Source organism: Streptomyces sp. MI02-7b (genome assembly GCF_033793585.1).
GTDB lineage: Bacteria > Actinomycetota > Actinomycetes > Streptomycetales > Streptomycetaceae > Actinacidiphila.
In genome coordinates, this window is the sequence record NZ_JARAWX010000014.1 from 1 (window position 1) to 14,787 (window position 14,787).

A 14,787-nucleotide genomic window follows, 5' to 3' on the forward strand; every position below is an offset into this window, starting at 1 on the left:
GCGCGGGGGCTGGCGGCGCCCCGCCGCCTCGCGGCCGGCGCCGGGCGCGGGCCGCCTGCGGGGCGGTTCGCCGTCGTGGCTCACCACGCGGCGGTACCTTCACCGGCGCGGGACGGCGGGGTTCGCCGGCGTCCCGGTGCGGGGGCGGGGGCGGGGGTCACGGCGTCTCCTGGGGGGTGACGGACGGACTGGCGGACGAACTGGCGGTCGGTCCCCCCGACGGGCCGACGGAGGGCACGGGGCCGAGGGAGGCGGCGGCGGAGCCGCTGGGGGCCACCGTCGCCGGGGCGGTGCTCGGGGACGGTGGGGGCACCGGGGCGTCGGTCGCGTTGCCCGGGTCGCCGAGCACGGAGCCGTCGGGGGCGAGGAAGGCCGGGTTGCCGCCGGGCACCATGCCGAGCTCGCGGGCGCGCCGGTCGAGGGCGTCCGGGGCGGAGTACTGGTCGACCTCCTGCTGCAGCTCCTGCTCGTCGTCGGTGTACTGGGTGGTCTCCTTCTGCAGCTCGCTGAGCTTGAAGGAGTCCCGGTTCACCGCGGAGTTGAGCAGCAGCAGGGTGATCAGGCCGCCACCGAGCAGGAGCACGATCAGCAGGACGAAGGGCGACCGTGCCGCCGTGCGCCGTCTCATGCCCGGGCCTCCCTGATCCGCTCCGCGCCGCGCAACCGGGCGGGGGCCGCGCGGCGGTTGGCGGCGATCTCGTCCTCCGTCGGGAGTTCGGCGCCGCGCGTGAGCAGCTTGAGCCGGGGCTGGTACTCCTCGGGGACGACCGGCAGCCCCGGGGGCGCGGTGGTGGCCGCGCCGGCCGCGAAGACCCCCTTGACCAGGCGGTCCTCCAGCGAGTGGTACGACAGCACGGCGATCCGGCCGCCCACCGCGAGCGCCGCGACGGCGGCCGGGATCGCCCGCTCGAGCACGGTCAGCTCGCCGTTGACCTCGATGCGCAGCGCCTGGAAGGTGCGCTTGGCCGGGTTGCCCCCGGTGCGCTTGGCGGCCTGGGGAAGCGCCTCACGGATCAGCTCGACCAGCCGCGCGCTGTGCGAGAAGGGCTCGTGGGCCCGCTGCCTGACGACCGCCTCGACGATCTTGCGCGCGAACTTCTCCTCGCCGTACTCGCGCAGGACGCGGACCAGTTCGCCCGGCGGATAGGTGTTGAGCACCTCGGCGGCACTGATGCCCCTGCTCTGGTCCATCCGCATGTCGAGCGGCGCGTCCTGGGCGTAGGCGAAGCCCCGGTCCGCCTCGTCGAGCTGCATGGAGGAGACGCCGAGGTCGAACAGGACGCCCTGCACACGGGGGACGCCGAGCCGGTCGAGCACCTCGGGCAGCTCGTCGTAGACGGCGTGCACAAGGGTGGCCCGGTCGCCGTAGGGGGCGAGCCGCTCCCCCGCCAGCTTCAGCGCGGCGGGGTCGCGGTCCACCGCGACGAGCCGGGCCTCCGGGAAGCGCCGCAACAGGGCCTCGCTGTGCCCGCCGAGGCCGAGGGTGGCGTCCACGACCACGGCGCCCGGGGCGCCGAGGGCGGGGGCCAGCATGTCCAGGCAGCGGTCCAGCATGACCGGGACGTGGCGTGGCTCGGAGGGGGTGGTGCTCATGGGGCCCTTCTCAAGTACTTCCGGGGACGTACCACTGGGTCCCCGCCCGCTCGTGGACGGACCCCTGGCACCGGGGAAGGAGTGCCGGCGGACCGGAGAGCGGGAGGAGGCCGAGCGTCACGTACTCGTACGTGAGCCATCAGGCTAGATCAGGGGGTGTGCGCGGCTCCTCGGAAGGTTCGGTGTGCGGTGGGGCGGGGCCGGAACGGGCGGGGTCACAGTAGGCCGGGCGGCACCTCCTGCGACAGCGCCGAGAAGGCGTCCTCCTGGGCGGACAGGTACTCCTCCCAGGCGGTCGCGTCCCACACCTCCACCCGGGTGTTGGCACCGATGACGGCGCAGTCCCGGCGCAGGCCGGCGTAGTCGCGGAGCGGCTGCGGAAGAGTGACCCGGCCCTGTTTGTCGGGCACCTCGTCGTGGGCGCCGGCGAACAGCACGCGCATGTAGTCCCGAGCCGCCTTCGAGGTGACCGGCGCCCTGCCGAGCTCCTCGGTCAGGGCACGGAAGCCCGCCACGGGCCAGACACAGAGGCAGCGTTCCTGCCCCTTGGTGATGACCAGGCCGTCGGCGAACTGCTCGCGGAACTTCGCAGGCAGGACCAGCCGGCTCTTGTCGTCCAGCCGCGGCGCGTACGTCCCGAGGAACATCCGCACCTCCCGCTTGACCGGCCACTGGCTGGCGACCCACTTCGCGCCACTTTACTCCACCGGGCCCCACGGTCAACGAGAAGCCCGCCCCGGCACGGGCGTACAGGGGTGCGGCCGCATCGGAATCACTCGCATGGGCGATCGGCGACGGCGCCTGTGGGTTACCTCACACTGCGGGTGTTTGACCGAGTTTTGCCGGACCCGGCAGCGGGTGTGTCGGCCCCACGCCGTCTACGGTCGTCCCATGTCGACAAACGCGCAGCAGCCGGCGGACCGCGCCGGCACCGGCACCTCCTCCGTCACCGAACGCCTGGTCGAGGCGAACCGCGGTTACGCGGCGCGGTTCAGCGACCCCGGCATGGACGCCCGGCCGGTCCTCCAGGTCGCCGTGGTCGCCTGCATGGACGCCCGGATCGACCTGCACGCCGCGCTCGGCCTCGAGCTCGGCGACTGCCACACGATCCGCAACGCGGGCGGCGTGGTCACCGACGACACCATCCGCTCGCTCACCATCAGCCAGCGCGCCCTCGGCACCCGCTCGGTGGTGCTGATCCACCACACCGGCTGCGGCCTGGAGTCGCTGACCGAGGACTTCCGTACCGAGCTGGAGCACGAGGTCGGCCAGCGGCCGACCTGGGCGGTGGAGGCGTTCCGCGACGTCGACCAGGACGTCCGGCAGTCCATGCAGCGCGTGCGGACCTCGCCGTTCCTGGCCCATACGGACGATGTGCGGGGATTTGTCTTCGACGTGCACACCGGCCTGCTCCGGGAAATCACGAACGAGTAACGGAAGCCGAGTGACGCGGAGCATAGTTGAGGAGAGAATGCTCCATGAACACGGGGAGGGCCGGTCCAGGGATGGCCGCGACCCTAGGAACGGGCCGAGGAGAACCGGGTGACGACCTATGAGTCGCGAGCAAGCCTCAGCGATCTGACCGCCACGGCGGACCGCGTACGACGGTCGGTGGAGAACGTGATCGAGGGCAAGCCCGAGGTCGTACGGACTGCCCTGACGGTGCTGCTCGCCGAGGGACACCTCCTGATCGAGGATGTCCCCGGCGTCGGCAAGACGATGCTCTCCAAGGCACTGGCCCGGTCGATCGACTGCTCGGTCCGGCGCATCCAGTTCACGCCCGACCTGCTGCCGTCCGACATCACCGGCGTCAGCGTCTTCGACCAGCAGCGCCGCGACTTCGAGTTCAAGCCGGGCGCGATCTTCGCGCAGATCGTCGTGGGCGACGAGATCAACCGGGCGTCGCCCAAGACGCAGTCGGCGCTGCTGGAGTCGATGGAGGAGCGGCAGGTCACCATCGACGGCAGCACCTACCCGCTGCCGAGCCCCTTCATGGTCATCGCCACCCAGAACCCGGTGGAGATGGAGGGGACGTACCCGCTGCCCGAGGCGCAGCGCGACCGCTTCATGGCCCGGGTCTCCATCGGCTACCCGAGCCTGGAGGCGGAGCTGGAGATGCTGGACGTGCACGCGGGCGTCAGCCCGCTGGACGACCTCCAGCCGGTGGCCCACGCCCACGAGATCGTCAAACTGGTCGAGGCGGTACGCACGGTGCACGTGTCGGCCGCGGTGCGGCACTACGCCGTCTCCCTGGTCTCCGCCACCCGCGACCATCCCGACCTGCGCCTGGGCGCCTCCCCCCGCGCGACGCTGCACCTGGTGCGCGCCGCCCGCGCGGCGGCGGCCCTGGACGGCCGGGACTTCGTCCTCCCGGACGACGTCCAGTCGCTGGCCTCCACGGTCCTGGCACACCGTCTGCTGCCCACGGCGCAGGCCCAGTTGAACCGGCGCACGCCGGAACAGGTCGTCGCCGAGATCGTGCAGCGCACCCCGGTACCCGACCCGTACGGCAGCCGATGAATCCGAGACGGGGCGGGGCGCAGGAGGCATCGCGTGACCGAGCGTGAAGGCGGCCTCCGCGCCGCCCTGGGCGGCCTCACCACCCGAGGCCGCTCCTTCCTCGCGGCGGGCGTGGCCGCCGCGGTCTGCGCGTTCGTGCTGGGCCAGACCGACCTGCTGCGCGTCGGCCTGCTGCTGGCCGTACTGCCGCTGCTGTGCGTGACCGTGCTCCACCGGACGCGGTACCGCGTCGCGGGCAGCCGCCGGCTGACTCCGTCGCGGGTGCCGGCGATGTCGGAGGCCCGTGTCCACCTGCGGGTGGACAACGTGTCGCGGCTGCCCACCGGGCTGCTGATGCTCCAGGACCGGGTGCCGTACGTGCTGGGGCCGCGGCCGCGGTTCGTGCTGGACCGCGTGGAGCCCGGCGGACACCGGGAGGTCTCCTACCGGGTCCGCTCCGACCTGCGGGGCCGCTACCCGCTGGGACCGCTGCAGCTGCGGCTGACGGACCCCTTCGGCATGTGCGAACTGACGCGTTCCTTCAGCGCGCAGGACACCCTCACCGTGGTGCCCCGGGTCGAGTCGCTGCCCGCGGTCAAGCTCAAGGGCGACTCCTCCGGATACGGCGAGAGCCGCACCCGCGCCCTGTCGCTGGCCGGCGAGGACGACGTGATCCCGCGCGGCTACCGCTACGGGGACGACCTGCGCCGCGTGCACTGGCGCTCCACCGCCAAGTACGGCGAGCTGATGGTGCGCCGCGAGGAGCAGCCGCACCGGGCCCGCTGCACGGTCCTGCTGGACACCAGGGAGCTCGCCTACTTCGGGGCCGGGCCCGACTCCGCCTTCGAGTGGGCGGTCTCCGGGGCCGCATCCGTGGCGGTGCACATGCTGGAGCGGGGCTACACGGTACGGCTGCTGACCGACAACGGCAGCACCGTGCCCGGCAACGAGGGTTTCGGCTCGGACACCTCGGACGCGGCCGGGGTGCTGCTCGACACGCTGGCCGTGATCGACCACTCCGACGGCGCGGGGCTGTCGCGGGCGCTCGACGTGCTGCGGGCCGGCACCGAGGGGCTGCTCGTGGCGTTCTTCGGCGACCTGGACGAGGAGCAGGCCGCGATGGCCGCCCGGATGCGCCAGCGGGCCGGCGGTGCCGTCGCCTTCCTGATGAGCCGCGAGGCCTGGGGCGGGGCGGACACCGGCGACGCGTACTACGGCGCGGGGCTGCCCGACCCGTCGGCGGGCCCGGAGAGCGCCGAGGACGGCAGCGCGCGCGGCGCACGGCTGCTGCGCGAGGCCGGCTGGACGGTGCTGACGGTCTCCCACGGTGACGGTCTGGCGGAGCTGTGGCAGCGCGCCGACCGGCGCCGCGCCCAGGAGGAGGCGGGAACCCGATGATGAGCGGACGCGCACGGATCGCGGCGTTCGCGGCACTGGCGACGATCCTGACCTCCTTCGCCCTGACCCCGCTGGCGACGCCGAGCTCGTGGATTCTGCAGGCGATGGTCCTGGTGCTGCTGCAGACCGGCGTCGGCGCGGCGGCCCGGCGGGTGCCGCTGGCCCGGCCGCTGACGATCGGGGCGCAGGCGATCGTGTCGCTGCTGGCGCTGACCCTGCTCTTCGTCCACGACCAGGCCGTGCTCGGGGTGTTCCCCGGACCGCCGGCCTTCACCGAGTTCGGGCGCCTGCTGACGGCGGGCGTGCAGGACGTGGGCCAGTTCGCGATCCCGGCACCGGTCACCGAGGGCATCCGCCTGCTGCTGGTGGGCGGCGTCGTGCTCATCGGGCTGGTCGTGGACGCGCTGGCCGTCACCTACGGCAGCGCGGCCCCGGCGGGGCTGCCGCTGCTGGCGCTGTACTCGGTCGCGGCCGGGCTGTCCGGGGGCGCGAGCAAGTGGTGGCTCTTCCTCCTGGCCGGCGTGGGCTACCTGCTGCTCCTGCTCGCCGAGGGCCGGGACCGGCTCTCACGCTGGGGCCGGATATTCGGCGGTGCGGGCGGCGCGCCGCGCGGCGGGAACGGCCCCGCGGCACTGTCGGCCGGCGGCCCGGTGGCACCGGTGCGCACCGGGCACCGCATCGGGGCGGTCGCCCTGGGCGTGGCGCTCCTGGCGGGCCTGGCACCCGGGCTCGGCGGCGGGCTGCTCGGCGCCACGGGCGCGGGCCAGGGCGGCGGGGGCGGGGGCGGGACGATCGCCGCGGTCAACCCGGTGGTCGCCCTGCAGGACAACCTGAACCAGCCCGACGACCGCGAGGTCCTCCGCTACCGCACCAACGCCCAGACGACCGCGGACATGTACCTGCGCATCGTCTCCCTCGACCAGTTCACCGGCGACAAGTGGGAGCCCTCGCAGCGCGCCCTCACCGACGTTCCCAAGGTGCTGCCGGTCCCCCAGGGGCTCGGTCCGCAGATCGCCACCTCGCTGACCGAGACCTCGGTCGTGGCCGACCGCGGTTACGTGCAGATGTGGCTGCCGATGCCGTACCCGGCCCAGAAGGTGCGCATCGACGGCCGGTGGCGGTACGAGCCCGAGGGTCGCACCATCATCGGCGACCGCGGGCAGAACACCTCCGGTGCCAGCTACGAGGTCACCAGCCTGCGGCTGCAGCCGACGGCTCAGCAACTGGCCGCCGCCCCTCCGGCACCGGCCAAGTTGCGCGCGGAGTACACCAAGGTGCCGGACTCGCTGCCGGACGAGGTCAACCGCACCGCGCTGGAGATCACCAAGAACGCCACCAACGACTACGAGCGGGCCGTGGCGCTGCAGCGCTGGTTCACCTCGGGCGCCTTCACGTACGACACCTCGGTGCGGTCGGGCACAGGGGTGCAGGCGATCACGCGGTTCCTGAAGAACAAGGAAGGCTTCTGCATCCACTTCGCCTTCACCATGGCGGCGATGTCCCGCACGCTCGGCATCCCGGCCCGGGTGGCCGTGGGCTTCACCCCGGGCACTCCCGAGTCCGACGGCACGTACTCGGTGGGGCTGAAGGACGCGCACGCCTGGCCCGAGCTGTACTTCGAAGGCGTGGGGTGGACCCGCTTCGAGCCCACCCCGACCCGGGGCACCACCCCGGACTACACGGTGGAGACCTCGGCCTCGGATCCGGCCGGTGCCGCCACGGACACCCCGCAGCAGAGCGCGACCACCGCGCCGAGCGCCGGTCCGACCGCCTCGCCGACCTGCCGGGCCAAGGACATCCAGCTCGGCGACTGCGACCCGCTGGCCGGGTCCGCCGACAGCACCTCGCCGGACGGCGGCTTCTGGCAGGACGTGCGGGACATGCTGGCCAGCGTGTGGTTCGGGGCCGGGATCGTGCTCGCGCTGCTGGTCCTGCTGTTCTTCGCGCCGCTGCTGTGGCGGCACCGGCTGCGGGTGCGCCGGCTGACCCGCGGGAGCGACCCGGCGGCTGTCGCGGCGTGGCTGCGGCTGACCGGACGGGACCCGTCCGATCCGGGCGTCCATGAGGGCGCGCGCACGCTGGCGGCCTGGCAGGAGCTCACCGACACCGCCTGGGACTACGGACTGCCACCCGACGACTCGGAGACGCCGCGCGCGGTGGTGGCCCGGCTGGCCGGGGTCGGAGGGCTGCAGGGCCCCGCGGAGGAGGCGGCCAGGCGGCTCGCCGGCGCCGTGGAGCAGGCCCTGTTCTCGCCGCGGCCGGTCGCGGCCGTGGGGAGCGCGGCCGACGTGCGCCTGGTGACGGACGGCCTGCGGCACTCCGCCGACCGTCTCACCCGGCTGCGGGCGCTGCTGCTGCCGCGTTCAGCGGTGAGGGTCGTGTGGCGGCTGAGCGAGGCCTGGGCCGACCGGCGGGTCCGCGCCGCCGAGCGTTTCCGGGACGCCGGTGACGCGCTGCGCCGCCCGCTGCGGCGCGACGCCCCCTAGCGGGGTCCACGGACGGCGGAGGGGCGGCATTCCCGGCAGGGAGGCCGCCCCTCCGCCGTCCGTGGGCGGCTCCGAGACGCCGCCGCCTCTCGGGCGGCAGGGACGCCGCGCCGGCCGCCGATCGGCCCCGGGGACGCGGATGGGGGCGGGGTCCCGGTCGGGATCCCGCCCCCATGGGCGAAGACGGTGGAGGTCGGTGGGCCGTGGCTCACTGGCCCTGTTCGTCGCGGCGGCGCTGCCACCGCTCCTCGATGCGGTCCATCATGCCGCGGCGCGACTGACGACGTGCACGGCCCGGGGTGCCCGGATGAGAATGTCCTGCAGGGGCCGCGGTGGAACCCGGCCGCGCAGCGCGACGCCAGCCGGTGACGGCGAGGACGGCACAGCCGAGCATGACCAGGAAGCCCACGACACTGATCCACGGCTGCTGGGCGATCATGCCGGCCATCAGCAGCCCGATGCCCACCAGGAAGCCCGCCACAGCCAGGTAGACCCGCCGCCTGGTGTAGGTGCGCAGCCCGCTTCCCTCAAGCGCCGACGCGAACTTGGGATCTTCGGCGTACAGCGCTCGCTCCATCTGCTCGAGCATGCGCTGCTCGTGCTCCGAGAGCGGCACGGAGTCCTCCTACTCGTCGGTCGCGGGGGAGCGACCGTTACGACCCTTCCAGGATAGGCAGGGAATCGCCCCCGTGAAACCCGCCCCACTGCGCCAATCCGACGGGGGAGGTTTTCCCCGTCGAACGCCACGTCATGCCAGCATACGGCCCGGAACCGCTTCTCGGGGGGCGTGTGACCGACTCCTCCCGCTGGGTGACCGGAAGGTGTAAGGCCCCCCGGCCCGGGGGACGGTGTCAGCCGCGCTCGGCCAGCACGTGCAGTTGGGTGGCCACCGCGTGAAAAGCGGGTTGCTCCGCGGCGGCGAGTTCCAGTCGCAGGAGCGCCTCCAGGGCGCCCGGTTCGGTGTCCACCAGGACGCCGGGGACCAGATCGGCGAAGACCCGCACGCCGTGCACCGCGCCGACCCGCAGGCCCGCGTCGGCGACCAGGCCGGTCAGTTCCTCGGCGGTGAAGCGGCGCGGCATCGGATCGCCCTCGCCCCAGCGGCCGTCGGCGTCGTCGAGGGTCTGCCGGGCCTCGGTGAAGTGACCGGCGATGGCACGCGCGAGCACCGCCCCGTGGCGGCCGGCGGCGAGCAGGCTCAGGGTCCCGGAGGGGCGCAGGCTGCCGACGGCGTTGCGGACGCCCTCGGCGGGATCGTCCACGTACTCCAGCACGCCGTGGCAGAGCACCACGTCCTGGCTGCCGGCGGGCACGACGTCCAGGAGTCCGTGGGCGTCGCCCTGGACGCCGTGGACGCGTTCGGTCACGCCGGCCTCGGCGGCGCGCCGCTCCAGGGCGAAGAGCGCGTCGGGGCTGGGGTCGACGACGGTGACGCGGTGACCCAGACTGGCCACCGGCACCGCGAAGTTGCCGGTGCCCCCGCCCGTGTCGAGCACGTCGAGGACGTCGCGGCCGACGGCCTTGGCCTGCCGGTCCAGCGCCTCGCGCAGGACCTCCCAGACCACGGCAGTACGCAGGGCTGCGCGGGGACGCAGCGGTTCGGCCCCTCCTGGACGGGACATGCGGACGGCTCCTCGCGGGCGGTCGGGGCTCGGGACCGGTGGGCCCGGCCTGGCACCCACTCTAGTGGGCCGCGCGAAGCCTCCCGATCAAGCCGGGCGGTCCACCTGCCGGCGCGGCAGGGCGGGCTGCAGTGCGAGCATGCGCTCCACGAGCCGCAGGAACATCCCGGCGGCCCGGACCAGATCGTCGGCGTCCCGCCGGGTGGCGGCACCCGGTATCCCGGCCTCGGCCAGGGCCCGGCGCTGCGCGCCCGCCTCGAACAGGGCGCTCCACTCCGTCAGTTCCGGCGCGACCTCGGGCAGCACCTCCCACGCGCTGCGGATGCGCTGCCGGCGGCGCTTGGTCGGTTCCGGCCGGCCGCGCACGGCGAGCACGGCGGCCGCGGTGCGCAGCGCGGCCAAATGGGCGGTGGCGTAGCGGTCGTTGGCGGCCTCCAGCACGGCGGCCTCCTGCAGCCCTCGCGCGGCCTGGGCGAGCAGATCGAGCGCGGCCGCGGGCGCGCCCGCCCTGCGCAGCACGGGATGGACGTCGGTGGCACCGCCGCCGGCGGCGGTCCTGCGAGCTGGCGCGGTCATCACGTACCTCCTGTCTTCGTATGACGTGTCCGACAGTTCCTGGCCCTTCGCAACTCATCGTGAAGCACACCTCTGACAATCGCCCTGACCTGCGCGTTCGATGGGCGGCGCCGGAGTGCGCTACAGTTTTTGCACTGACCAGTCAGTTCAATTACGAAGACGGGGGCGGGCGAGTGATCACCGCGGAAGGGTTCGGGCTCGAGGGACCTCGGGGCTGGGTGTTCCGGGACGTCACCTTCACGGCTCCGGCCGGCAGCCTGATCGCCGTCGAGGGAGCTTCGGGGTCCGGCCGCACGAGTCTTCTGCTCGCGCTCACCGGACGCATGCGGGCCGGCGAGGGACACGCCGAGGTGGCCGGGTACCGGCTGCCCCGGCAGCTCGCCGCCGTCCGGCGGGTCGCCGCGCTCGGCCCGGTCGACGGGGTCTTCGAACTCGACCCCGCGCTCACCGTGGGCGAGCATCTGCGCGAACGGGTCCTGCTGCAGCAGCGGTTCGGCGACTCGCTGCGCCAACTGGTGCGACCGCGCGCCGAGCGGCAGGCCGCAGGCCGGCTCCGCGTCGCGGAGGCCCTGGAGGCGGCCGGGCTGGACCCGGCCACGCTGCCCAAGGCCGAGCGCACCGCCGCCCGCGACCTGGAACGGCTCGAGGCCCTGCGCCTGGGCACCGCGCTCGCGCTGCTCGGCCGACCCCGGGTCCTGGCCGTCGACGACGCCGACCACAAGCTGGGCCCGGCCGAACGCGACCTGGCCTGGGCGATGCTGCGCGGTGTCGCCGCCGGCGGCACCACCGTGCTGGCGGTCTGCACACAGGCGCCCGAGGACGACGCCGTCGTGGTCCGCACGCACCCACCCGTGGCCGCGGGCGGCCCGGACAGCGCCACCGGAAGCGGGATCGGGACCGGGGCCGGCGGGAACGCCGTCCCCACGAGCGAGGAGGGGGCGTCGGATGCGCACGCCGCGGCTGGCAGCGCTTGAGCTGAGGAGGTTCGGCAGGGGGCGGCTGCCCCGCGCCGCGATGGTGTCGCTGCTGCTCCTGCCGCTGCTCTACGGCGCCTTGTACCTGTGGTCGTTCTGGGACCCGTACGGGCGGCTGGACAAGATCCCGGTCGCCCTGGTGAACGCCGACAAGGGCGCCACCGTGGACGGCGACCGGCTCGCCGCGGGCGACTCCATCGTCGACGGGCTGCGCCGCAGCGACACCTTCGACTGGCACGAGACCACCGCCGCCGAGGCCGCCGACGGCGTCGAGGACGGCACCTACTACCTCTCGCTGACCATCCCGTCCGACTTCAGCGCCCGGATCGGCTCCAGCGCGGGCCGGCGGCCCGAGACCGGCGCCCTCCAGGTGCGCACGAACGACGCCAACAACTACATCGTCGGCCAGATCTCCCGCACGGTGTTCTCCGAGGTGCGCTCGGCCGCCTCCACCAAGGCCTCGCGCGGCTTCTACGACAAGATCTTCGTCTCCTTCTCCGACCTCCACGACCGGACGGTGAAGGCAGCCGACGGCGCGGACGACGTCACCAAGGGAGCCGGAACGGCCCGCACGGGCTCCAAGGAACTCGGTGACGGCATCGACAGCGCCGAGGACGGCGCACGGCGGCTGGCCAACGGGCTGCGTGACGCGAAGAAGGGCAGCCACGCCCTCGCCACCGGGCTGGACACGCTGGACGCCGGTGCCGGCCGCGTCGCGGCCGGCACCCAGACGCTGGCCGACGAGGTGAACGGCGCGTCCGACGAACTCGCCTTCGTCAAGAGGCACGTCAAGGAGATCAACGCGGTGGCGCGACTCGTCGCGCGGGGATCACGGGCCGCGCAGGACGGTCTCGGCGACTTGCCGGGGCAGGCGGAGCGCGCCGTCACCGACGCCAGGGCCGCCGCCGCCCAGGTGCACAGCGCCTACGCGCAGCAGTGCCCGCTCGGCGCGGCGACCCCCGAATGCCGGGCGCTCGACAGGGCCGGGGACGCCGCGGACGAGGTGGTGGGGGTCGCCGGCCGGCTCGACACCTATGTGCGCACCCACGGCGCGCAACTGGACGGCCTCCGCGGCGACCTGGGCACGCTGCATTCGGTCGCCACGGACCTGTCCGACCCGCACCTGGCCGGCAGGCTGCAGAGCGCCGTCGACGGCGTCAACGAACTCAACGACGGTGCCAGGAAGGTCTCGAACGGTCTGCACACCGCCTCGTCGGGGGCCGGCACCCTCGACAGCGGACTGACCGGCCTGTCCTCCGGCGCGAACGGCCTGGCCGGCGGCATGTACCGGCTGTCGGACGGCAGCAACCGGCTGACCGGCGGCCTGACCCGGCTGACCGACGGCAGCGCGCGGCTCGCCGACGGCCTGCACGACGGCGCCGCGCGGATCCCCGACTACGGCACCAAGGACCGCGACGACCGCACCGAGGTGATGGCCGACCCGGTGCGGCTGGCGTCGGGCGCGCTGCACAAGGCGCCCAACTACGGCACCGGCTTCGCCCCCTACTTCATCCCGCTCTCGCTCTGGGTGGGCGCCATGGTCGCCTACATGCTGCTGCAGCCGCTGAGCAAGCGCGCCCTGGCGGCAGGCGCGCCCGCGTGGCGCATCGCGGTGGCGGGCTGGCTGCCGGTGGTCGCCATCGGCGTCCTGCAGGCGCTCGCGCTCATGGCCGTGCTGCACTGGGCCATCGGCCTCCACATGGCGCGCGCCGGGGGCACGATCGGCTTCCTGGCGCTGGTGACCGCCTGCTTCGGCGCGATCGTGCAGTGGCTCAACGCCCGCTTCGGCCCGGCGGGCCGCGTCCTGGTGCTGGCGCTGCTCATGCTCCAGCTGACCTCGGCCGGGGGCACCTACCCCGTGCAGACCAGCCCGGGCTTCTTCAACGCCGTCCACCCGTTCCTGCCGATGAGCTACGTCGTCGAGGGACTGCGGCACCTCATCACGGGCGGCGGCCTGTGGCCGGTGTGGCGGGCCTGCCTGGTGCTGGCGGCCTTCACGGCGGGCGCGCTGGCGCTCACCGCGTGGTCGGCGCTCCGCAAGCAGGTATGGACGCCGGCCCGGCTGCACCCGGAGCTGTCCCTGTGACGCCGGTGCGGCGCGGCCGTAGACAATCGACGTCATGAACAGTGCACGACGGCAGGCCACCCGGCAGAAGCTCTTCCAGGCCGCGGTCACCCTCATCGCCGAGCAGGGCTTCTCCGCCACCACGGTGGACGAGATCGCCGAGCGCGCCGGCGTGGCCAAGGGCACGGTCTACTACAACTTCACCAGCAAGAACGAGTTCTTCGAGGAGCTGCTGCGGCACGGCGTCGGCCTGCTCACCACCTCGCTGCAGGAGGCGGGCGACACCGTGACCGCGCGCGGCGGCTCCCATGTGGACGCGATCGACGCGATGATCCGCGCGGGCCTGGCCTTCATCGCGGAGTACCCGTCGTTCACGCAGCTGTACGTGGCCGAGTTGTGGCGCACCAACCGGGCCTGGCAGGACACGCTCATGGTGCTGCGCAAGGAGGCGGTGGCCGTCGTGGAGCGCACGCTGCAGGCGGCCGTGGAGGCGGGCGAGTTGAGCGACGAGATCGACGTGCCGCTGACGGCGGCCGCCCTGTTCGGCATGGTGCTGGTGGCGGCGCTCGACTGGCTGTCGTTCCAGCCGGAGCGGTCGATCGACGACGTGCACGCCGCCTTGTCCCGGCTGTTGCAGGGCCGGGTCGCGGGCCAGGCCCGCGCCTAGAGCCGGAAAACAACAGGAGCGCGCCGCCCCGGTGCGACCCGATCCCCCGTCGGGCCGTGCCGGGGCGACGCTCCCCCGTGGTGCCCCCGTTCCCGTCCGGGCGCCGCGCCGTTCCGCCGCCCCGTGCCGGCGGTTCCGGCGCCTTGCCCGTCCGTTGACACCACCTTGGCGTCCCGACGGGGTTCCGCTCATCCGCGCGCGTACTCAAGTGCGCGTCTAGGTACGGATACTCAGTACTGGGCGGTACCGCTCAAAGCCCTGGGCGCGGCTTCGCTAGCATCAGCGCCCATGTCGGTTCTTCCGCTCGTATTCACCAGCGGCTGGGCGAGCGGGATCAATGCCTACGCCGTGGTCTTCCTGCTCGGCCTGATGGGCGCCACCGGGATCAGCGACGAGGTGCCCCCGGCGCTGGAGCGCCCGGACGTACTGATCGCCGCGGGCGTGCTCTTCCTTTGCGAGGCGGTGGCGGACAAGATCCCCTACGTCGACACGGCGTGGGACGCCGTGCACACCGCGATCCGGCCCGTCGCGGGCACCGTCGTGGCCGCGCTGCTCGCGGGCCACGACGGCTCGCTGCCGGAGCTGGCGGCCGGGGCGGTCGGCGGCACGACGGCACTGGTCAGCCATCTGGTGAAGGCCGGACTGCGGATGGGGGTCAACACCTCGCCCGAGCCCGCGAGCAACATCGTGGTCAGTCTCGCCGAGGACATCGGCGTCTCCGGGGTCATCGTGCTCGCGCTGTTCCACCCGGTCGCGGCGGCGGCCGTCGCGGCGACGCTGCTCGCGCTCGGCACGGTGACGGTGTTCTTCGTGATGTCCCGGATCCGCCGCTACTGGCGTCGCTGGCGGGAGCGCCGCCGTCAGCGCAGGTCCGGTCCCGGCACTGTCAGCGGGTGGGGATAGGGTC

14 protein-coding genes are annotated in these 14,787 nt (G+C 73.8%); 8 read left to right on the plus strand and 6 right to left on the minus strand.

Going from position 1 to position 14,787, the window contains the following annotated elements:
• Nucleotides 1-157 precede the first annotated feature (157 nt).
• The 3 genes from PV364_RS22860 to mraZ form a co-directional block, all read right to left on the minus strand.
• The gene (locus PV364_RS22860; RefSeq protein WP_319662060.1) at nucleotides 158-628 is read right to left on the minus strand and encodes a septum formation initiator family protein; all 471 of its coding nucleotides are present in this window, start codon (nucleotides 626-628) and stop codon (nucleotides 158-160) included.
• Nucleotides 625-1,593, minus strand: a complete 969-nt coding sequence (gene rsmH / locus PV364_RS22865; RefSeq protein WP_319662061.1) for a 16S rRNA (cytosine(1402)-N(4))-methyltransferase RsmH — start codon at nucleotides 1,591-1,593, stop codon at nucleotides 625-627. The genes PV364_RS22860 and rsmH overlap by 4 nt, the downstream gene beginning before the upstream one ends.
• Nucleotides 1,594-1,808: 215 nt before the next feature.
• The gene (gene mraZ, locus PV364_RS22870; RefSeq protein ID WP_319662062.1) at nucleotides 1,809-2,240 is read right to left on the minus strand and encodes a division/cell wall cluster transcriptional repressor MraZ; all 432 of its coding nucleotides are present in this window, start codon (nucleotides 2,238-2,240) and stop codon (nucleotides 1,809-1,811) included.
• A 244-nt stretch (nucleotides 2,241-2,484) separates the two neighbouring features.
• On the opposite strand from mraZ, the gene PV364_RS22875 reads away from it, so the two are divergent.
• From PV364_RS22875 to PV364_RS22890, 4 genes are all read left to right on the plus strand, one after another.
• Nucleotides 2,485-3,027, plus strand: coding sequence for a carbonic anhydrase (locus PV364_RS22875; RefSeq protein WP_319662063.1), 543 nt, complete (start codon nucleotides 2,485-2,487; stop codon nucleotides 3,025-3,027).
• Between the two features lie 108 nt (nucleotides 3,028-3,135).
• Complete coding sequence (locus tag PV364_RS22880) at nucleotides 3,136-4,113, plus strand: MoxR family ATPase (protein WP_319662064.1); 978 nt, start codon at nucleotides 3,136-3,138, stop codon at nucleotides 4,111-4,113.
• 33 nt (nucleotides 4,114-4,146) lie between these two features.
• A complete protein-coding gene (locus PV364_RS22885) occupies nucleotides 4,147-5,490 on the plus strand; it encodes a DUF58 domain-containing protein (protein ID WP_319662065.1) in 1,344 nt (447 codons plus the stop codon).
• Nucleotides 5,490-7,976: a DUF3488 and transglutaminase-like domain-containing protein gene (locus PV364_RS22890; RefSeq protein ID WP_319662267.1), complete on the plus strand. Its 2,487-nt coding sequence runs from the start codon at nucleotides 5,490-5,492 to the stop codon at nucleotides 7,974-7,976. Before PV364_RS22885 ends, PV364_RS22890 begins: the two co-directional genes overlap by 1 nt.
• Nucleotides 7,977-8,184: 208 nt before the next feature.
• Here the strand turns inward: PV364_RS22890 and PV364_RS22895 are convergent, their stop codons facing one another.
• From PV364_RS22895 to PV364_RS22905, 3 genes are all read right to left on the minus strand, one after another.
• Complete coding sequence (locus PV364_RS22895) at nucleotides 8,185-8,592, minus strand: DUF3040 domain-containing protein (protein ID WP_319662066.1); 408 nt, start codon at nucleotides 8,590-8,592, stop codon at nucleotides 8,185-8,187.
• A 235-nt stretch (nucleotides 8,593-8,827) separates the two neighbouring features.
• Nucleotides 8,828-9,598 (minus strand): methyltransferase, encoded by a 771-nt coding sequence (locus PV364_RS22900; RefSeq protein ID WP_319662067.1) that lies wholly within the window; start codon nucleotides 9,596-9,598, stop codon nucleotides 8,828-8,830.
• An 87-nt stretch (nucleotides 9,599-9,685) separates the two neighbouring features.
• On the minus strand, nucleotides 9,686-10,174 hold the full coding sequence (locus PV364_RS22905; RefSeq protein ID WP_319662068.1) for an SAV_6107 family HEPN domain-containing protein: 489 nt from the start codon (nucleotides 10,172-10,174) through the stop codon (nucleotides 9,686-9,688).
• Nucleotides 10,175-10,347: 173 nt separating this feature from the next.
• On the opposite strand from PV364_RS22905, the gene PV364_RS22910 reads away from it, so the two are divergent.
• From PV364_RS22910 to PV364_RS22925, 4 genes are all read left to right on the plus strand, one after another.
• A complete protein-coding gene (locus tag PV364_RS22910; RefSeq protein WP_415924591.1) occupies nucleotides 10,348-11,148 on the plus strand; it encodes an ABC transporter ATP-binding protein in 801 nt (266 codons plus the stop codon).
• Nucleotides 11,120-13,234, plus strand: a complete 2,115-nt coding sequence (locus PV364_RS22915) for a YhgE/Pip domain-containing protein (RefSeq protein ID WP_319662070.1) — start codon at nucleotides 11,120-11,122, stop codon at nucleotides 13,232-13,234. Before PV364_RS22910 ends, PV364_RS22915 begins: the two co-directional genes overlap by 29 nt.
• Nucleotides 13,235-13,268: 34 nt before the next feature.
• Nucleotides 13,269-13,880 (plus strand): TetR/AcrR family transcriptional regulator, encoded by a 612-nt coding sequence (locus PV364_RS22920; RefSeq protein WP_319662071.1) that lies wholly within the window; start codon nucleotides 13,269-13,271, stop codon nucleotides 13,878-13,880.
• Between the two features lie 288 nt (nucleotides 13,881-14,168).
• A complete protein-coding gene (locus tag PV364_RS22925; protein WP_319662072.1) occupies nucleotides 14,169-14,783 on the plus strand; it encodes a DUF4126 domain-containing protein in 615 nt (204 codons plus the stop codon).
• Nucleotides 14,784-14,787: the final 4 nt, after the last annotated feature.

Bases quoted from the DNA above. Each gene is read 5' to 3' on its own strand.
- PV364_RS22915 (WP_319662070.1), top strand. From the start codon at position 11,120: ATGCGCACGCCGCGGCTGGCAGCGCTTGAGCTGAGGAGGTTCGGCAGG.
- PV364_RS22905 (WP_319662068.1), bottom strand. From the start codon at position 10,174: ATGACCGCGCCAGCTCGCAGGACCGCCGCCGGCGGCGGTGCCACCGAC.
- PV364_RS22925 (WP_319662072.1), top strand. From the start codon at position 14,169: ATGTCGGTTCTTCCGCTCGTATTCACCAGCGGCTGGGCGAGCGGGATC.
- PV364_RS22860 (WP_319662060.1), bottom strand. From the start codon at position 628: ATGAGACGGCGCACGGCGGCACGGTCGCCCTTCGTCCTGCTGATCGTG.
- PV364_RS22900 (WP_319662067.1), bottom strand. From the start codon at position 9,598: ATGTCCCGTCCAGGAGGGGCCGAACCGCTGCGTCCCCGCGCAGCCCTG.
- rsmH (WP_319662061.1), bottom strand. From the start codon at position 1,593: ATGAGCACCACCCCCTCCGAGCCACGCCACGTCCCGGTCATGCTGGAC.
- PV364_RS22875 (WP_319662063.1), top strand. From the start codon at position 2,485: ATGTCGACAAACGCGCAGCAGCCGGCGGACCGCGCCGGCACCGGCACC.
- PV364_RS22890 (WP_319662267.1), top strand. From the start codon at position 5,490: ATGAGCGGACGCGCACGGATCGCGGCGTTCGCGGCACTGGCGACGATC.
- PV364_RS22920 (WP_319662071.1), top strand. From the start codon at position 13,269: ATGAACAGTGCACGACGGCAGGCCACCCGGCAGAAGCTCTTCCAGGCC.
- mraZ (WP_319662062.1), bottom strand. From the start codon at position 2,240: ATGTTCCTCGGGACGTACGCGCCGCGGCTGGACGACAAGAGCCGGCTG.